Raw genomic sequence first — 19,359 nt, 5'->3', positions numbered from 1 at the left:
GTCGAGTGCAGTGCCAAAGGTCACCACGGGGCCGGGACGGCGCACCCGTACGACGGCCACCCTGCGTGATGGGACGGGGCCGGGTGGCCAACAGGGGGTCACGCTTCCCGGCCCCGTCCTTTCATCTGCCTCCTCCATGGGGGATGGAGGTGGCCGCCGCGAGTCGGGGGCGCTCGCAGGCGGCTCGGGCAGCCGCGTCGGGGGCCGCGGCTGGGTCAGTCAGGTCGCGAGCAGCTCCTTCACGATCTTGAGGAACTGGTCGGGGTCGAACGGCTTGCGGACGAACTCGTGGATGGGCTCGGCGCCCTCCAGCTTGAGCCGCGTCAGCCCCGACACAAGAACGAACCGGGTGGTCTTCCCGCTCTCGCGGAAGGCGCCCGCGATCTCCAGGCCGGTCAGCCCGGGCAGCTCGTGGTCGAGGACGCACAGGTCGAAGTCCTCGGCGAGGAGCAGGTCGAACGCCTCGAGGCCGTTGACCGACGTCGTCACCTCGTGGCCGGCCCGGCCCAGGAGCGCGGCCACGAACTCCAGGACGTCCACGTCGTCGTCGACCACCAAGGTGTTCACCATGGGTTTCACGCTGCCCGACACGCGACTAAAGGACGAGGGACGTCTGCCCTTCGGCGTGAAGGTGGCGTGAAGGCGCCCGCCCGGGTGCCAGCGGACGTATCGTCCATTGCATGGCGCTGGCGCTGGTGGTCGAGGACGACCCGCTGACGCGCCAGATGCTCGCCGACCTCCTCCCGAGCCTGGGCCACACGGTCCTGCTGGCCGCGACCGGGCGGGAGGGCCTCGAGCTGGCCGCCAGCGGCCGGCCGGACGTCATCCTCCTGGACCTCGGCCTGCCCGACGTGCCGGGCAGCACGGTGATCGCCCGTCTCCGGGAGTGGACCGACACGCCCATCCTCGTGGTCTCCGGCAGCCGGCAGGTGCGCCGCAAGGCGGACGCCCTCGATGCTGGTGCGGACGACTTCATCGACAAGCCCTTCGACGTCAGCGAGCTGCGGGCGCGGCTCAGCGTCGCCGAACGCCGACTGGCGGTCACGAAGGAGCGGCCGACCCGGCGAGGCTTCGCCGGGCTCGACGTGGACTACACCGATCGACGGGTCCATAGCGGCACCGAGGAGGTCCGTCTGACCGAGACGGAGTGGTTGATCCTCGACGGGCTGAGCCGCGAGCCCGGTCGCGTCGTCACGCACCGCTGGTTGTCGACCCACGTGTGGGGCGCGCACGCGGGCGCCGAGACGCACCAGACGATGCGCGCGCACGTGAAGTCCCTGCGGGCCAAGCTCGGCGACGACGCCAGGGACCCGCAGTTCATCCGCACCGAGACCGGGCTCGGCTATCGCTGGGTGTGCGCTCCCGACACCGAGGCAGGGACCACCCGCCACGAGCTCCGGCAGCGGGTCGACCAGCTGCGCGACGACGTACGCCGGTGGTTCGGGCAGGACGCGCAGGACCGTCCAGCAGTCGAGGTCGCGGGCCTGATGGACCTGCTCGACGCCGCCTCCGACCGGCTCGCCGACCCGGTCGACGACACGGAAGACGACACGGAAGACGACCGGGGCGCCCCGTGATCCGCGCCCGCTGGACGGAACGGCACACGTTCGCCGCCGTCGCCCTCGCGTACGCCCTCGCGACGATCCTGGGCAGAGCCACGGTCCTTCCCGGCGAGCACGTCAGTCTCGCCTGGCCCGCTGCCGGGATCGGCGTGCTGTGGCTGATGTACAGCGCCCAGTGGGGAGCGGCGCTCACCGTGCAGGCCGTCGAGCTGGCACTGGTGCTGCTGGCGACAGGCGCGACTCCCCTCCTCGCGGTGTCGGGAACGCTGGCGATGACGATCCAGTCCGCACTCGTCGTGATCCTCATCAGGCGCTGGATCCCGGAGGCGCTCGGCGCGGGTGGCACGCAGAGCATCCACTCCCTCCCTGTCCTTGCCCGCGGCACGATGACCGTCGCCATCGGTTGCCTCGTCGGAGCCGCGATCGGGACCACCGGCCTCTGGCTCGAGACCGGGGCCGTCACGTGGCGCGACGGTCTCCTGTGGTTCGGGCAGCAGTTCGGCAGCATCATGCTGGTCGGCAGCGTGGGGCACCTGACCTGGGAGCGACTGGTGCAGCCGCACGCGGCTCGACGACCCGCTTCCTCCCGCAGCGAGCTCGCACTCCTCTGGCTCGCGTCGGGGCTGGTCTACGGAGTGGTGTTCCTCCTGCCCCTGCCCCTCGCGTACGCGGCCATCCCGCTCTCGATCTGGTGCGGCGTCCGTTTCTCCACCTACGCGGCTGCCGTGCACGCAGGCACGTTCGGTGGGGTCGCGCTGGCACTCACGCTGGCGGGCCGCGGGCCGTTCTCCCTCATCCAGGACCCTGCCACCGCTGCGCTGCTGACCCAGGCCTTCGTGCTGGTCGCCCTCTTCACTGCGCTCGTGGTGGGCACGGTGTGCGACCAGCGCGAGGACGTCCTGGCCCGCCTGACGAGCTCGGAGGCCACGGCCGCCGCTCGTGCCCGGCTCCTGGCGGCGATGACCGAGGCGATGACCGAGGGCCTGGTCGTGGTCGACGCCACCGGGCAGGTGGTGACCATCAACGGTGCGGCTCGCCGGCTGCTCGAGCGCACGTCCATGCACGGCTCGGGCAACACCGCCGCCTACCAGCTGCTGCGAGCCGACGGCTCACCGCTTCCTCGCGACGAGCACCCCTCCCGACGCGCACTGGCGGAGGGCGACGTGGCACCCCACGACGTGGTGGTGCCGCTCGAGAACGGCAGGCAACGCGTGGTCTCGGTGCGCGCCACGTCTCTGCCCGAAGGCACCGAGTCCGCAGACGGACGAGCCGCGCTCGTCGTCTACCGCGACGTCACGAGCGAGCGCGCGGAGGCGCGTCGGCTGGCGGAGTTCGCCGAGGTCACGGCCCACGAGCTGCGCAGCCCCCTCACGACCGTGCGCGGATGGGTGTCCCTCGCCTCGCAGGAGCTGTCCGGCGACGTGCCGTCCGTCGCGCAGGCACGCGACCTGCTGGGCAAGGCGCTGACGGGGGTCGTCCGGCTCGGTGACCTCCTCGACGGCATGCTCGACCAGGCCCTCGCCGAGGGCGGGGAGCTCGATCTCGAGCCCCTCGAGATGGCCGGTCCCGCCGGACTGATTGCCGACCTCGGCGAGCTGCTCGCGGTGCCGGACATCACCGTGCGGGGCCCCGAGGGGGCGATCGTGCTGGGTGACGAGTGGTCCGTGCGGCAGCTCTTCGCCAACCTGCTGGGCAACTCGGTCAAGTACGTCTCACCGGACCGGCCGCTGCGGGTGGACGTCGACCTCGAGGTGCGCGGACGACGCGTGCTGGTCGGTGTCACGGACAACGGCCGAGGGATCCCGGAGGGCGAGCACGAGTCGGTCTTCGACCGGTTCAGTCGCGCCGACTCCGCCGGGTCGACGGTCGGCACGGGCATCGGGTTGTCGATCTGTCGCCTGGTCGTCGAGAGGCACGGCGGGACCATCCGCAGCAGCGTGGGACAGGGCGGCGTGGGGACGACGTTCACCTTCGACCTGCCGGCGTACCTGCCCGCCCCCGCCGGAGTGAGTGCCGGATAGGCTCCCGCGCGTGACCGCCACGCTCGTCGCGAAGGACCTGTCCGGTGGGCACGGTCACCGCATCCTGTTCGAGGGACTCGACCTCACGGTCGCCCCGGGCGACGTGATCGGCGTCGTGGGTGCCAACGGGGCGGGCAAGTCGACACTGCTGTCCCTGCTCGGTGGCGCGGTCCCGCCGATGGCCGGCTCCGTCGGCTGCGCACCGACGGACGCCTTCGTGGGACTGCTCCCCCAGGAGCACGAGCGCGTGCCGGGCGAGACGGTGGCGCACTACGTCGCCCGGCGTACGGGTGCGACCGAGGCGACTGCGGCGATGGAGTCCGCCGCCGCCGGTTTGGGGTCCGGCGAGCCCGGTGCCGACGACGCGTACGCGGTCGCGTTCGACCGCTGGATGGCGAGCGGGGCCGCCGACCTCGACGACCGGATCGCACCGGTGGTGGCCGACCTCGGGCTCGACGTCGGCCCCGACGCGCTGATGACGGCCCTGTCCGGCGGGCAGGCCGCGCGGGTCGCCCTGGCCGCGCTGCTGCTCAGCCGCTTCGACATCGTCCTGCTCGACGAGCCCACCAACGACCTCGACCTCGACGGCCTCGAGCGGCTCGAGGCGTTCGTGCAGGGATTGCGCGGCGGCGTCGTCCTCGTCTCCCACGACCGCGAGTTCCTGGCACGCTGCGTCACTCGCATCGTGGAGCTCGACCTGGCGCAGGGCCAGGTGACCGTCTACGACGGCGGCTACGACTCCTTCCTCGAGGAGCGCGAGATCTCGCGGCGCCACGCGCGGGAGGCGTACGAGCAGTACGCCGGCACCCGCGCCGACCTGGTGGCGCGGGCCCGTACGCAGCGCGAGTGGAGCTCGCAGGGCGTGCGCAACGCGATGAAGAAGAACCCCGACAACGACAAGATCCGGCGCAAGGCGGCCACCGAGTCCTCGGAGAAGCAGGCCCAGAAGGTCCGCCAGATGGAGTCCCGCATCGCCCGGCTGGACGAGGTCGAGGAGCCGCGCAAGGAGTGGGTGCTGCAGTTCGACATCGCCGCCGCCCCCCGGTCGAGCGGGGTCGTCGCGACCCTCAACGAGGCCACCTGCCGCCTCGGCGACTTCCGGCTCGGCCCGGTCTCCGCGCAGGTCGACGCGGGCGACCGGATCGGCATCACCGGTCCCAACGGCGCCGGCAAGACCACGCTCCTCCGGCTGCTCCTCGGCCAGGCCGCGCCCGACACCGGGTCGGCGTCGCTCGGTGCGTCCGTGGCCGTCGGCGTCATCGACCAGGCCCGCACCGGCCTCGACGACGCCCTGCCGCTGGGCGACGCCGTCGAGCTGCTCGTTCCGGAACTGACGCAGGCGGAGGTGCGCACCCTGCTCGCCAAGTTCGGGCTCAAGGCCGACCAGGTCACCAGCCTGGTGGGCCGCCTCTCCGCCGGCGAGCGCACCCGCGCCGCCATGGCGCTGCTGCAGGCCCGCGGCATCAACCTGCTGGTCCTGGACGAGCCCACCAACCACCTCGACCTGCCGGCCATCCAGCAGCTCGAGGAGGCCCTGGCGTCGTACGCCGGCGCGCTCCTCCTGGTCTCCCACGACCGCCGGCTGCTGGAGAACGTCCGGCTCGACCAGCGGTGGGAGGTCGACGGCGGCCGCGTCGTGGTGCGCCACGTCTGAGGCCCGGCACCCCGACTCCCCGGGCACGGTTCTGGACCCCCGCGGTGGGCGCGCCCATACTGCGGAGGTGAAGGAGCCCTGTTCGTGCTGACGCTCCCCGCCGCACCGCACCACGACCTCGCCTTCGGTCACGACGCCCTCGTCGTCTGCGACAACGTCGTGCGGATCTACCAGACGGACACGATCGAGGTGCAGGCCCTGCAGGGCCTGGACCTGCTGGTGCACGAGGGCGAGCTGATCGCGCTGGTCGGTGCCTCCGGATCGGGCAAGTCGACCCTCCTCAACGTGCTGGCCGGCGTGGACGCGCCGACGGCCGGCCGCGCCGAGGTCGCCGGACACGACCTGGTCGGCATGTCGCGCAGCGAGCAGGTGCACTACCGCCGTCACGTGGTCGGCTTCGTACGCCAGCAGGCGTCGCTCAACCTCGTGCCGTACCTCACCGCGAGCCAGGTCGTCGACCTCCCCCTCACGATCGCCGGAGTCGCCCGCAGGGAGCGCCGGCAGCGGACCGCCGAGCTGCTCGAGCTCCTGGGCGTCTCGCACTGCGCCGACCGACGTCCGGTCGAGATGTCCGGCGGCGAGCAGCAACGGGTGTCCATCGCCGTCGCCCTCGCCAACGGTCCACGCCTCCTGCTCGCCGACGAACCCACCGGCGAGCTGGACAGCGAGACCGCGGCGGAGGTGTTCGCCGCGCTCCGCACGGTCAACCGGGAGCTCGGGGCCACGGTGGTGGTCGTCACGCACGACGCCGAGGTCAGCGGGCAGGTCGCCCGTACGGTCGCCATCCGCGACGGCCGCACCAGCAGCGAGGTGGTGCGCAGCCAGGAGTCCGAGGGTGCGCCGGCCTCCGCCGAGGAGTACGCCGTGATGGACCGCGCGGGCCGCGTCCAGCTCCCCCGCGACTACCGCGAGGCCCTGGCCCTCACCCGCCGGGTACGCCTGGCGCTCGCCGAGGACCACGTCGAGATCCGCTCGGACCGCGGCGAGGGAGCGTGACCGACCCGGTCGAGCCGATGGTCGCGGTGCAGGGGCTCACCCGCACGTACGGCTCCGGCGCGGCGGCAGTGACCGCCCTGCACGACGTCTCGTTCGACGTCGCCCCCGGCGAGATGGTCGCGGTAGTGGGCCGTTCCGGATCCGGGAAGACGACCCTCCTCAACCTGCTGGGCGGGCTCGACCGACCCGACACGGGATCGGTCCGGATCGCCGGCCACGAGGTCACGACCCTGGACGACGAGGGCCTGAGCAGGCTGCGCCGCGACTCGGTCGCGTACATGTTCCAGACCTTCGGGCTGATCCCCGCGCTGACCGCGGCCGAGAACGTCGGCGTGCCCCTGCGCCTGCGTCGTACGCCGGTCGCCGAGCGCGACCGGCGCGTCGAGCTGCTGCTCGACCTCGTCGGGCTGCGCGACCACGCGCACCAGCGACCGGGTGAGCTGTCGGGAGGCCAGCAGCAGCGGGTGGCCATCGCGCGCGCCCTCGCGGGCTCGCCCCGGCTGCTGCTGGCCGACGAGCCGACCGGCCAGCTCGACACCGAGACCGGCCTCTCGGTCATGTCCCTCCTCCGCGCCGTGGTCGAGTCCGAGGGGGTCACCGCGGTGGTGGCCACGCACGATGCTCTGCTGATGTCACTCGCCGACCGGGTCCTCGCGATCTCGGACGGTCGGGTCACCGGCTGAGGGGGCGAACCGTGCTCGGGCTGGTGCTGCGACGTGCGCGCGAGCAGCGTCGGCTGCTCACCGCGGTCATCGTGCTCGTGGCCACGGCCGCCACGCTCGTCGGCGTCTGCACGCTGCTGCTCGGCGCCACCGCGGACCGTGCCTTCCGGGCGACCATCGAGCACCAGCCCGCGTCCGACCTGAGTGTGACGGCGTTCCTGGTCGAGCTCGACAGCAGTGACGTGGAGGGGGCAGCCGCGGAGGCGGGGCGGGTGGTGGAGGACGTCCTGGCGCCGATGCGGCCCCACCTCGAGACCACCGCCACGTCACGGCTGCGGTTGCTGGACGACGGTGACCGACAGGCCTACCTCATGATGGCTGACGGCCTCGCCGACCGGGCGGACCTGACGTCGGGTCGGTGGCCCTCCGGCGAGGCGGCACCGGCCGAGGCCGTCGTGCCGGCCACGACCGCGCGCCTGCTGGACCTCGGTCTCGGCGACGAGGTGACGCTCGGCAGGGAGTCCGGTCTCGGCGGTGTCGACGCACCGGTCACGGTGGTCGTCGTGGGCACCTTCCGGCCGCGCTCCGGGGTCGAGTGGGAGCGGGACCCGTTGGGGGGATCCGGCTTCTCCGCGGCGTACAGCGACGGCCTGGAGGCAGCGCCCACCTATGGGCCGTTCGTGGTGGGCGAGTCGTCGTTCCTGGCCTCGGGCTCGTCCGTACGGGGCCTGCGGGTGACCGCCCACCCGACGAGGGAGCGGGCCAGCGACGCGACGCTCCGCGATGCCGCGGACTCGCTCGGCGAGGCGTCGGGCCTGCTGTCGGCCGGGGTCGGGGATCGCGCGCGCATCACCCGGCTGGCCTCCGACCTCCCCCTCACGCTGACCCGCCTCCACGCGCAGCAGGCCAGCACCCGCGCGACCGTCCTGGTGGTGCTGCTCCTCGGCAGTGCGCTGGCCCTCGCCGCCGCGCTGCTCGCCGGCCGGCTCGTGGCGACGGTCCGCCAGGACGAGCGCGACCTCCTGCGCGCGATGGGCCTGGCTCGCCGACAGCAGGTGCTGGCGGCCGGGACCGAGGCACTCCTGCTCTCCCTCGTCGCCGCGACAGTCGCGGTCCCGGCCAGCGCGCTCGTCCACTCGCGGCTCACGCACCTCCCCGACCTCGCGGCAGCGGGACTCCAGCAGGACCCGTCGACCCCGTGGAGCCTGGTGCTGGCCGTGCTCGCCTCCGCCGTGGTCCTCACCGCGGCACTCGTCGCGACCACCCTGGCTCCCGCGCCCGTACCCGGCCCGAGGTCTCGTCGGGGGGCCCTGGCCAGGCTCGGGATCGGACCGGTGCTGCTCGCTGCGGCGGCCGCGGCGTGGTGGCAGGTGCGGACGCAGCCCGCGACGGCGGCCGACTCGGGCGACCTCACCCTGACGCTGGCGCCGGTGCTCTGCGTCGCTGCGCTCACGGTGCTCGGCGTGCGCACGGTGCCCGTGGTCCTCTCCCGCGCAGCCAGGGCGGGCGCCCGGTCACGGTCCCTCATCTGGCCGCTGGCCACCCAGCAGGCCGCCCGTCGACCGGATGCGGGCACCGCGATGGTGCTCATCGCGGCCTCGGTCGCGGCGGCCGTCCTGGGGTTGTCGTTGCGTACGACCTGGGAGCGCTCGCAGGTCGACCAGGCCGCGCTGCGCGTCGGGACCGACGCTGCCCTCACCCTGCCGGCGCCCGCGGGCCCGGCCGAGGCGGAGCAGGTCGAGGCGGCTGTCCGGGACCGGTCCGTCCTCTCGGCCGTGATCCACCGTCCGCTGGCGCTGGGCCGGTTCGTCGGTGAGGCCGGCTCCCGCCCCGTGCTGGTCGCCGTCGACACCCGTGAGGCGGGCGTGCTCCTGCGCGGGCGTACGGCTCCCGGCACCACCTGGGCCGCCATCGGCGCGCGCCTGGCGCCGGACGACTCCGTGGCGGGCGTCCCCCTGCCCACCGGAGGCGCGGGGATCACGTTCCGCGGACAGAGCCCGCGCGGCGCGACGATCACCGTGGTCCCGACGGCTGTGGTCGAGGACCGGTCCGGGTTCCGCAGCTCCGTGTCCGCCGCGGTCCTGCCCCTGGACGGTGCTTCCCACGAGGTGCAGTGGCTGGCTCCGATGGGCGCCGACCTGCAGCTGGTGGCCGTCCGGCTCGAGCTGGACGGCTCCGTCGACGGCGAGCCCGGCACCCTGAGCACGCGCGTCATGGTCCGGATGGTGGTGGATGTCCCGTCGACCGGGGACGGGCCCGCGGATGGCCCCGCCTGGCGGCTGGAGCCGCTGCAGAAGGACAGCCCGGTGGCCGGCGCCACGGCAGGGCTGCGTACGACGGGCAGTGGCACCGAGCTGCGCGCCGAGCTCGGCCTCAACCTCGACTACTTCTCCTACACCGGAGCCGACCTGCTCGCGACGGCGTTCCCCGTGTCCGGGGAGGTTCCCGTCGTCGCGTCCCGGGACCTGGTCGACGCCGTCGGGGCGAAGGTCGGCGACCAGCTGTCGGCGATCGTCGGAGACGCCGTCCTCGTCCTCGAGGTCGCGCGAGTGGTGCCGAGCGTTCCGTCGGCCCCCGGCCAGGTCGCCGTCCTCGCCGACGTGGACGCGCTCTCGCGTGCCCTCATCGACGCCGGCCGGCTCGACCCGGTCGTCGACGCCTGGTGGGTGGGTCGTCCGACCGCCGGCACGGTGCAGGCCCTGCGGGAGCTCGAGCTGGGCGACGTCACCGTCCGTCAGGACGTCGCCGAGCAGCTGTCCCGGGGACCGCTGCGGGTCGCCGTGCCGACCACGCTCCTGACGCTCGTCGCCCTCGCCGTGGCCCTGCTGCTCGCGGCGGTCGGGCTCGTCCTGGGCGCTGAAAGGCAGCGGCGCGCGGCAGAGGTCGTACGCCTGCGTGCCCTGGGCCTGTCCCGCCGGGACTCGCGACGGTTGCTGGTGGTCGAGCACCTGGCGTTCTTCGTCCCGGTCCTGCTCGTGGGCGTCGTCGTGGGGCTGGCGGCCGCGGCGCTGCTCGGTCCGCACCTCGTCCGGTCCGACCTCGGCGCCACCCCCGTTCCTTCCCCGATCGTCACGTGGCCCTGGCTGCTCGAGGGTGTGCTCGTCGGCGGGCTGCTGCTGGGCACGGTCGCCGTCACGGCGGTCCTCTCCGACCGTCACGTACGCAGCTCCGAGCCCGCGCGCGTACGGACCAGGGGGCAGTGATGCGTCGACCTCAGGGGATCCACCTGCCCACCCTCACCGGGCGCGCCCGCAGCGACTGGGCCGTCCTGCTCCTGATGGGTCTGGTCGCAATGCTGACGGTCGCGCTGACAGCGGCCGTCGCTCCGGCGACCGAGCGCGCGGCCGACCGGGCGATCGCCGCTGCGGTGGCCGACGCCGGACCGCGCGGTGCCGTGGTCGCGACCCTGCCCGAGTGGTACGACGACCCGCGCGGCAAGACGCGGGACCCGAGCACGGCCGTACAGGTCCGCCAGGACACCGACTACGCGTTCAGCGCAATGCCACCGGAACTTGCCCGCGTGCTGCGGCCCGGGGTCACGTCGGTCACCACCCCCGCCCTGCAGCTGCTGGACGCGGGCACCGGACGCTTCCTCCAGCTAGCGTACGTCGACACCGCCGGCGCCCCGCCGGCCGTCACCTGGGCCGAGGGCGGAGCACCGCGGGCGAGCACCGACGTGGGCGACGGGACGAGCGGGGACGAGCCGTGGCCGGTGCAGGTCGCGGTGTCGCAGGAGGTCGCCGACGCGCTCGGCGTCCGCGTCGGCGACCGGCTGCCGGCCAAGGACGAGTTCGGTCGGACGCTCACGATCGAGGTCAGCGGGACGTTCGTCCCGGTCGACGAGGGCGACGCTGCCTGGCAGGTGTCTCCCCGGATGCTGCAGCCCGTCGTCGGCACTGCCGACGGACTGCCCTTCAGCTCGGGAGCAGCGCTCGTCTCCGCGGAGTCGCTGCCGGACCTCCGGTTCGCCCTGCCGGGCGACGACCTCACCCGACACGTCGTCTTCACGCCCGAGCCCTCACGCGTGAGGTGGCGCCAGGCCGAGGTCCTGGAGCGCTCGATCGTGTCCCTCCAGTCGTCGGCCGCCCTGGCGAGCGGTGAGATCTCCTGGGACAGCCAGCTCGGATCCGTGCTGCAGCAGGGGCGGGCGCAGGTGGCCTCCGCCCGCGGGCAGGCCCAGGTGCTGGTCGTCGGACTCGTCTCCTGCGCACTGCTGGTGCTCGTCCTCGGCGCCCAGCTCCTGGTGGTCAGGCGCGAGTCGACGTTGTCGATGGTGCGCCAGCGGGGCGCCTCGCTGCCGGGGATCGCCCTCGAGCTCGTGGTGGAGGCGCTGCCAGTGGCCGGGGTCGCGACGCTGCTCGGCCTGGGTGCCGCGCGCGTGCTCGGCGGGTCCGGCGGATGGGGGTGGTCGGTCGCCGTCCTGCTCGTGGCGTCGACCGCTCCTGCCCTCCTCGGCGCTGCCGCGGCTGCCCGCGTCGGCGACGCACGTCGGGCGCCCGCGAACCGCATCGCTCGTCGTGCGGCAGCGCGCTCCCGGCGGCTTCGCCGGCTGGCGCTGGAGGGAGCCGTGCTGGCAGCGGCGGTCCTGTCGTACACCGCGCTGCAGCAGCGGGGCGTCGTCGAGCCCGACAGTCCGGGCGGTGACGTGACGGCCTCCAGCGCACCGGTCTGGTGGGCGGTCGTCGGTGCCGTGGTGCTCCTCCGCCTGCTGCCGCCGCTGCTGACGTGGGCGCTAGGACTGGCCCGTCGGTCGACGGGCAGCGTCGCGTTCGTCGCCACCGCCCGCCTGCTGCAGACGGCGACCCGGGTGCTGCCGGTGGTGGTCACCGTCGTCGCGATGGCCGGGATAACGCTCGGCCTGGCGCTGACGGGCACCGTGCGACAGGGGCAGGCCGACGGCGCGCTCTCCGCGGTCGGCGGGGACGCCCGGATCGACGCGGAGCCCGACGACGGCCTGCTGGACCTCGCGCACGACCTCGAGGATGCGACCGGCGTACGCGCCGCGGCCGCCGGTCGGGTCGAGGAGGGGGTCCGCGTCTCGTCCGCACGCGGGGTCGAGGTCGTCCGGCTCGTGGTGGTCGACTCGGCCGCCTACGAGCGCCTGCTGCTGGCGAGCGACCTCGCCGAGGCTCCCGGGCTCGGCCGGCTCCGGAGCCCGGCGGCCGGACCGGCACCGGCGCTCGTCAGGGGCGGTGACGCGCGCCTGGTCGGCGACCTGGACGTGACGTGGGAGGAGGCCGACGTCCCCCTCACCGTCGTGGGTACTGCCCCGGACGTCGGCGCCCCGGCCAGGGCGGTCGTCGTGGTGGACGCCGAGGCGTTCGCCGTTGCCGGCGGAGTGGCGCCGCCGAACACCGTCTGGGCCGTCGGGCCGGGCTCCTCGGCCGCGGTCGCAGCCGCAGCGCCTGAGGTGCCGGAGAGCTCCGTGGCGACCTACGCCGACGAGCTGCGTACGCGCCGCGACGCACCCTTGCCCTCGGTCCTCGTCGCCCTCGCGCTCGTGTCGTCGGCCGTCCTGCTGGCGCTCGCGATCCTCGCGGCCGTGCTGGCGGCGGTCGTCGGGGCGCCGGCTCGTGCTGCGGCCCTCGGACGACTGCGCGCGCTCGGCCTTCCCACGCGTGACGTGTGGCGACTCCTCGTCGTCGAGCTGGCCCTCCCGGTCGCAGTCGCGGCGATCGCCGGCTCGGCCGTCGGAGCCGCGGGCGCCCACGCCGTCCTCGGTTCACTGTCCCTGGAGCTGGTCACGGGGCAACCCGGCACGCCGTCGCTCGTCGTCCCCTGGTGGAGCGGGCTCGCGGTGCTGGTGCTGCTGGCAGCGGTCGTGGTCGTCGCGGCGCTCGAGCTGCGCAGCGTCCTGCGTCGCCCCCTGGGCGAGGTGCTCCGAGCCTGACCTGCTCAGTGCCCGAAGACCCCGACCGGACCGGGCGCCGAGGCTCAGCGCAAGCGGAACAGCGCGGTCAGCTCCGAGGAGTCGGCGGTGATGACGACGAGCCTGAGGCAGCCGGTGCCGGCCTTCGGCGTCTTCCAGTTGTACCGGAACACCCCCTCGACCGCGTCGTACCAGAGCTCGGTCGCCCCGGTCACCGTCGTCTCCACCTCGTCCTGCGACGAGGAGGTGCAGCTCGTCTGGACCGTCCGCAGGCCGAGGATCGCGTCGGTCGACGCCAGCTCCGTGTCGCCGGCGAACACCTCGAACTTCAGCGGCACCGTCGAGCCCGCCTTGACCACGTTGACCACGCCGCCCATGTCGACCGGCTTGTAGAACCCGGTCAGCCGCCACGGGGCGACGACGTAGGTCCGGCGCTCGGTGGTGGTGTTGCCGGCGAGGTCGCGTGCGGTGGCGACGAGCGTGTGGCTGCCGACCTCGTCGCTCCAGCCGGTGACCTCGCAGCCGGCCTCGCCGGACAGTGCGTCGCTGGCCTGGCAGGTGGGAGCGTCGGGGACCGAGCCGAAGTCGTACGTCCCCCCGTCGTCGACGGAACCGGACCAGGTGAGGCCCGGTGCGGTGACGTCGCGTCGTACGAGGACCGACGACGTGCCCGAGACGTTGCCCGCCTCGTCGGTCGCGCGGAACAGGAAGGTCGTCTCGCCCTCGGGCGCCTCGACCGGACCGGCGTACGGGGTCCACTGACCCTCCTCGACGCCGTACTCGATCGCGACGTCACCGGTGCGGTCGTCTGAGGCGCTCGCACTCACGGACACTGCACCGGTGAACCAGCCGTTGTCGCCGGTCGGCGCTGCCGGGTCGGTCTGCACGGTGACGACCGGTGCCGTCAGGTCGGGCGCCGTGTAGCCGGCGGGGCAGACGTCGGTGAGGTGCGCGTCCAGCCCGGGGGCCTCACCCGGCGCGAGGCTCAGCACGTGGCAGCCGGCGGTCACGTCGTCGACGCGGAGGTAGCCGCGCTCGTACGTCGCCGCGGTGGCGCGGCCGTCGACGTACACGACCGGCTCCCCGCCCTCGGTCGCGCCGGGGACGAAGACGCGGGCCGTGGTGTTGCCCGGGATGTTGACCCCGACGTCGGTGCGGTCACCCACCGTGTGGTGCGCGGCCCCGATGCTGCCCTTCAGCGTCGGCAGCCGTACGCCGGCCCACTCGACGGCATCGGGCTGGGGACGCACGTCGAACGTGGCGTAGCCCGGCGTGGTCGGCCTGATGCCGAACATGCCCTGGGGCACGTTGTAGGCCGGGGAGGCCGCCCAGGGGTGGGAGTACGTGGTGTTGGACTTCAGGCTCAGGTCCCACGCCTCCATGGTCGCGCCGGCACCCTTGTTGATCATGTTCATCCAGCTGCGGAGCCCGGTGCTGGTGAGCATCGCGTGGGCGACGTCGGCGCGGTCGCCGTTGTAGAGCGACTCGAGCACGAAGGCGGCGCAGTAGACGCTGCACGCCATGCCGCGCGTGCGGATGTACTCCGCCGTCTGCGTCGCCTGGTCGTCGTCGGCGAGGCCGAACGCGGTGGCGAAGACGCTTGCCTGGATCGCGTAGTGGTTGATCGGCGTCCCGTCGGCGTTGAGGCCGTCGCGGTAGGCGCCGGTGGCGGGGTCGAACAACCGCGCCGTTGCGGCCGCCTTGATCGCGTCGGCCTTGGCGTCGAAGGCCGTCGCGTCCGCCGTCTTGCCGAGGGCGCGGGCGATCTCGGCCATGTCGCGGTAGCTCTGGTGGCTGATCGCGTTGATGACGGTGTTGTAGGGGCGGAAGACGTAGCCGTCGCGCTCCCCTGTCGGCCAGTCGACGATGTCGCAGTCGTTGCAGCTGCCGGCGCCGTTCGAGCCGGAGTTCTTGCGCACCAGGCCGCTCGAGGCCTCGAACCACTCGTCGGGCAGCTTGGGCACGAGCCTGTCGTAGTTGTGGGCCAACGCCTCGATGTCACCGGTCTGCTGGTAGCTGTCGTGGAAGGCCAGGATCGTGTACATCGGCCACTCGGTCGGCCAGGTGCGGCCGGTGAGGAGGTAGTCCAGAGAGTAGTTGCCCAGCGTCGGGTCGTCGGAGACGAAGAAGTTGGCCATCATCTGGAGGTAGGAGTCCGCCTCGTACGCACCCCGCTCGCGGCTCCACGAGTCGACGTAGAGGTTGTGGTTGGTGGCGTCGACGGTGTGGCGCGACAGCTCCCACACCTGGTTCAGGTTGTCGTCGGAGGAGTCGAACTGCGCGCCCTCGGGGTCGTAGGGGTAGACCTGCGCGAGCGCGGGGAAGTCGTCCTTCCCGAGCCCGGTCGGCGCACCCAGCACCTCGGCGTAGCGGAAGACGCGCATGCCCCAGGTCTCCAGGTGCTGCGCACCGGCCTTGAGGGTCCAGCGGTCCTGGTAGCTGTTGCCCGTGCTCATGTTGAAACGGACGGTCTGCGCGGACAAGAGCGCCTCCCCGAAGCGGACGTCGAGCACCTGCCCGGCCGTCCCGTCGACGTCGAGGTTGAGCCCGCCGATCCAGGTGCGGCCGTAGTCGATGAAGTAGTTGCCCGGGGACTTCTCCACCACGACCTCGGGGTTCTTCAGCTGGTGCTCGACCTTGGCGGTCGGCGTGGGCTGGAGGTTGGTGAAGGTCGCCTTGACCGCGGCAGGCTGCCAGGTCGCGTCGTGGTAGTCGGGCTGGTCGAACCCGGTCGGGAACGCGGCCGACTGGATGTTCTCCTTCGGCGCGGTGAAGTACGAGGTCCCGATGCTGCCGGCCGCCGGGTAGACCGTGCTGCCGTTGTACGCCGTCCACCCGGCGCCGGTGCCGAACGTCTGCCGCGACCCGTCGACGTACTCGACCACGAGGTGCGCCTGGAACCGCTTGTCGGACGTGGTGTACGCGATGGCGCCGAGGGCGTTCGACTCGCCGGAGCGGACCAGGGAGGTGACGTCGTAGCCGTCGTAGCGGGTCTCCCCCGCGATCGGCTGCGTCGGGCCGAGCCCGACGAACGTGCCGTTGAGCCACGCCTTGTAGACGAACTGGCGCGTCGGCGCGGTCGAGGCGCCGGTCGCGTAGAGCGTCGCCCACGCGACGTCCTTGTCGGCGAGTTCCACCTCTCCGCGCAGGAACGCCCAGTCGGTGGACGCGACGCCGTAGACGCAGTTCTGCCCCGTCCCGACGGCGAGCCGGCCGCCGGAGACCGTGCCGCAGCTGAAGTCGGTCGACGGGGCGTCGAAGGCGTTCTGGTACAGCACCGTGCCGGACGCGGCGGTGACCTTGAGGTCGTCCCACGAGTTGGTCTCGGTGCCGCCGGTGCGGAACCCGATGCGCCCGGTGGAGAAGGCGGACGTCACGGTGGTGACGTCGACCTGGACGCCGTCGAGGTAGGTCGTGATGGTGGTGCCCGAGGCGACGATGCGGAAGGCGTACGTCGTGTTGTTGGCGAGCGTCTTGCCGAGAGGCACGGACTTCAGCTGGGTGAAGGTGCTCCCGACCCGCGTGTGCGGGGCGAGGGTGTTCAGGCCGTTGCCGCGGAACTGCCACATCAGGTAGTTGCTGGCGTCCCTGGCGCGGAACACGATCGTCGCGTTCTGGGCGGTGATGCGGAAGTTGCCCTCGAACGTGTAGTCGGTCCACGAGCTCGTGGACTCCTCGCCGACCCAGATAGGACGCGAGTCGCCCCACGTGCCGCCTGCTGCGGTGCCGAATCGCGAGACGGCCGACCACTCGGACGCCGTCTCACCGCTCCACGTGCGGACGCGCCACACGTAGGACTCCGCCGGCGCCAGTGCGGGACCGGCGTACGACACGTTGGTGCTCAGCGAGGACACGACCCGCCCGGAGTCCCAGGTGTCCCCGCCGCCGAACCGATCTTCGCTCTCCGCGACCTGGACCTGGTAGGCCTCCTGGCGCGCGTGGCCGACCTGCCAGCCCAGCAGGGGGGACGTCAGGTTGCCCACGTCGCGCGGCGAGGGGAGCTGCGCGACGGTGAGTTCGCTCGGCGCTCCGGGTGAGGCCGGGGCTGCGGTCGCCGGTGTGGGGACGACTGCGGGCAGCGCGACCGCGCCCAGGAGTCCTGCGGTCGCCGTGAGGACGAGGGCCAGGGACGACGTGACCAACTTGCGCACGGCTTGCTCCGCTCTTGAAACGTTTCATGACGAGGAGTGTCCGACGGTAGATGTGTGACGACCGCCACGTCAACGAACCGGGCCGCACTGTCCGATTTCGGACAGCGCGCGCAACACTTCCCTGCCGCTTGACTCGTTCGAACACCTGTTCGATGATGGGGAGATGTCGTCCGCCCGCTCAGTCGCCGCGCTCGACCAGCGGCAGTCGGTGGTCGAGCAGCTCCGGGCGCGGGTGGCCGCGATGGAGCACAAGCCGGCCGGTGAGCCGGTCCCCACCCTGCCCGGGCTCACCGACATCGTGCCCCTCCACGCGGGGGCGACGTACGCCGTCGACTCCGCGTCGCTGGCCCTCGCCCTGGCCGCCGGTGCCTCGCGGGCCGGGGAGTGGGTGGGCTTCGCGGGCTGCGCCGACTTCGGGGCCGAGGCCGCGGCCGAGCTGGGCATCGAGCTCTCGCGCACGGTGCTGGTGCCCGATCCCGGCGAGCACTGGCTGGAGGTGACGGCAGCGCTGGTCGACGTGCTCCGGGTGGTGGTGCTGCGACCGCCCACCTCGGTCGACGAGCGCACCGCCGGCATCCTCGACTCGCGCCTGCGCACGAGGGCCGCCGTGCTCGTCGTCCACGGCGAGTGGCCCCGGGTCGAGGCCCGGCTCAGTGTCGAGGACTCCGCGTGGAGCGGTCCCGCCTCGGGCACCGGTCACCTGCTGGACCGGCGCGGGCGCCTCGTCGTACGCCGGGGGGCCCGGCCGCCGCAGCGCGCGGACCTGGCCTGGCCCGGCGTGCACCGGGTAGAGCCTGGCCCCGACCGGCAGGTGCGCGAGATCCGGCGGCCAGTGGATGGCCGAGCCGGGTGAGGGTGATGGTCGTGTGGTGCCCCGACTGGTCGGTGGTCGCCGCGCTCGAGGAGGCGGATCGCTCGCTGCGCTCCCCCGCCGCCGTCCTCTCCGCCAACGTCGTGGAGGTGTGCAACGGTCCCGCGCGCGCCGAGGGCGTACGCCGCGGACAGCGCCGGCGCGACGCCCAGGCCCGGTGCCCCGAGCTCGTGCTCCTCCCCGCCAACCCCGATCGCGACGCCCGCGCCTTCGAGCCCGTGCTGGCGATCGTCGAGGACCTCCGGCCCGGGGTGGCGGCGCTGCGGCCGGGACTGCTCGCCGTCCAGGCTCCCGGCAGCTGGTACGGCACCGAGACCCTCGCCGCCGCGACGGCCTGCCAGGCCCTCGTCGAGGGCGGTGTCTGGGACGTACGCGTCGGGATCGCCGACGACCTCTTCACCGCCGAGCAGGCCGCGCGCACCGCCGACGTCCAGTCGTGGGTGGTCGTCGAGGCCGGGGGCTCCGCGACGTTCCTCCGCTGCCTTCCGGTGCACGTGCTGCAGGACGACGGACCGCGCGGCAGGGAGGTGGTCGGGCTGCTCCAGCGGCTCGGACTCCGCACGCTGGGCGACCTGGCCGACCTGCCGGGTGACGCCGTGGAGCACCGGCTCGGCACCTACGGAGCAGACGTACGGCGACGGGCGCGGGGCGAGGACCGGGCGCACTTCGCGGCGCGCACTCCCCCGCCCGAGCTCGAGGCAGAGGTGTCCTTCGAGCCGCCGCTCGACTCCGTGGAGGCGATCACCTTCAGCGTGCGCACCACCGCCGAACGGTTCATCACCCAGCTGGCGCACCACCAGCTCGTCGCGACCGGAGTGCGCGTGGAGGCCGAGTCCGACGGCGTCGTGTGCTCGTCGCGCGCCTGGCTGCACCCGCGCCACTTCAACGCCCGCGACCTCGTGGACCGGGTGCAATGGCAGCTGCAGGGGGCGTCTGTCGGCGGAGCCCTGCGTGGTCGCAAGAAGTCCGGCGAGGTGCGCGCCCCCATCGAGAAGATCCGGTTCGTGCCCGAGGTGGTCGAGCCGGCCGCCGCCCACGGCGAGGCCCTGTGGGGCACGGCGTCGGACGACCTCGTGGAGCGAGGCGTAACCCGGGTGCAGGGCATGGTCGGCTTCGACTCCGTACGCCGCCCGGTGCTGCAGGGCGGCCGCAGTCCCGCCGCGCGGCAGTCGCTGGTGCCGTGGGGCGAGCGCGCCGTCGACCTGCGCCCCGTCGAACGACCGTGGCCGGGGCGCGTCCCGGGTCCCGCGCCGGTCCGGGTGTTCGCGACCCCGCCGGTGGCCGAGGTGGTGGACGACGCGGGCCGGGACGTACGGGTCACCGACCGCGGTGTCGTCACCGGCGAGCCGCGGCGGTTCCGGGTCGGGGACACCCCCGGCCGGCAGAGCATGCCGTGGCAGCCGGTGCTGGCGTGGGCCGGACCCTGGCCCACCGACGAGGGCTGGTGGTCGGGCGGGACCGGTCCGGCCGCCCGCTTCCAGGTCGTCGGAGCCGACGGGCGCGCCTGGCTCCTGCTGCGCGCCCCCGAGGGCTGGTCGCTCGAAGCGGGCTATGACTGATCGACGGAGGGACT

At 73.4% G+C, this 19,359-nt stretch carries 11 protein-coding genes; 9 read left to right on the top strand and 2 right to left on the bottom strand.

The features are described 5' to 3' along the window. Window positions 1-219: 219 nt before the first annotated feature. A complete protein-coding gene (locus EUA94_RS15765) occupies window positions 220-570 on the bottom strand; it encodes a response regulator (protein WP_129427844.1) in 351 nt (116 codons plus the stop codon). A 110-nt stretch (window positions 571-680) separates the two neighbouring features. On the opposite strand from EUA94_RS15765, the gene EUA94_RS15760 reads away from it, so the two are divergent. From EUA94_RS15760 to EUA94_RS15730, 7 genes are all read left to right on the top strand, one after another. After that, window positions 681-1,577, top strand: coding sequence for a response regulator transcription factor (locus EUA94_RS15760; RefSeq protein WP_129427843.1), 897 nt, complete (start codon window positions 681-683; stop codon window positions 1,575-1,577). Further along, window positions 1,574-3,583 carry an ATP-binding protein gene (locus EUA94_RS15755; protein WP_165356925.1) on the top strand — a complete coding sequence of 670 codons (2,010 nt, stop codon included), beginning with the start codon at window positions 1,574-1,576 and terminating at the stop codon, window positions 3,581-3,583. Before EUA94_RS15760 ends, EUA94_RS15755 begins: the two co-directional genes overlap by 4 nt. Window positions 3,584-3,593: 10 nt before the next feature. After that, window positions 3,594-5,237, top strand: coding sequence for an ABC-F family ATP-binding cassette domain-containing protein (locus EUA94_RS15750; protein WP_129427841.1), 1,644 nt, complete (start codon window positions 3,594-3,596; stop codon window positions 5,235-5,237). An 84-nt stretch (window positions 5,238-5,321) separates the two neighbouring features. After that, a complete protein-coding gene (locus EUA94_RS15745) occupies window positions 5,322-6,233 on the top strand; it encodes an ATP-binding cassette domain-containing protein (protein WP_242494917.1) in 912 nt (303 codons plus the stop codon). Then, on the top strand, window positions 6,230-6,916 hold the full coding sequence (locus EUA94_RS15740; RefSeq protein ID WP_242494916.1) for an ABC transporter ATP-binding protein: 687 nt from the start codon (window positions 6,230-6,232) through the stop codon (window positions 6,914-6,916). Before EUA94_RS15745 ends, EUA94_RS15740 begins: the two co-directional genes overlap by 4 nt. Before the next feature lie 11 nt (window positions 6,917-6,927). Next, window positions 6,928-10,098 (top strand): FtsX-like permease family protein, encoded by a 3,171-nt coding sequence (locus tag EUA94_RS15735; RefSeq protein WP_129427839.1) that lies wholly within the window; start codon window positions 6,928-6,930, stop codon window positions 10,096-10,098. Next, complete coding sequence (locus tag EUA94_RS15730) at window positions 10,098-12,785, top strand: FtsX-like permease family protein (protein WP_129427838.1); 2,688 nt, start codon at window positions 10,098-10,100, stop codon at window positions 12,783-12,785. Before EUA94_RS15735 ends, EUA94_RS15730 begins: the two co-directional genes overlap by 1 nt. Before the next feature lie 44 nt (window positions 12,786-12,829). Here the strand turns inward: EUA94_RS15730 and EUA94_RS15725 are convergent, their stop codons facing one another. After that, a complete protein-coding gene (locus tag EUA94_RS15725; RefSeq protein WP_129427837.1) occupies window positions 12,830-16,915 on the bottom strand; it encodes a family 78 glycoside hydrolase catalytic domain in 4,086 nt (1,361 codons plus the stop codon). A gap of 163 nt (window positions 16,916-17,078) precedes the next feature. On the opposite strand from EUA94_RS15725, the gene EUA94_RS15720 reads away from it, so the two are divergent. Next, the gene (locus EUA94_RS15720; protein WP_129427836.1) at window positions 17,079-17,768 is read left to right on the top strand and encodes a hypothetical protein; all 690 of its coding nucleotides are present in this window, start codon (window positions 17,079-17,081) and stop codon (window positions 17,766-17,768) included. Window positions 17,769-17,773: 5 nt separating this feature from the next. Next, a complete protein-coding gene (locus EUA94_RS15715) occupies window positions 17,774-19,345 on the top strand; it encodes a Y-family DNA polymerase (RefSeq protein ID WP_129427886.1) in 1,572 nt (523 codons plus the stop codon). The last annotated feature ends 14 nt before the right edge of the window (window positions 19,346-19,359 follow it).

Origin of the sequence: Nocardioides zhouii, assembly GCF_004137345.1 — a bacterium.
Lineage (GTDB): Bacteria > Actinomycetota > Actinomycetes > Propionibacteriales > Nocardioidaceae > Nocardioides > Nocardioides zhouii.
The sequence above is the reverse complement of the archived record's forward strand: the minus strand, read 5'-3'. Positions and strand labels throughout refer to the sequence as shown.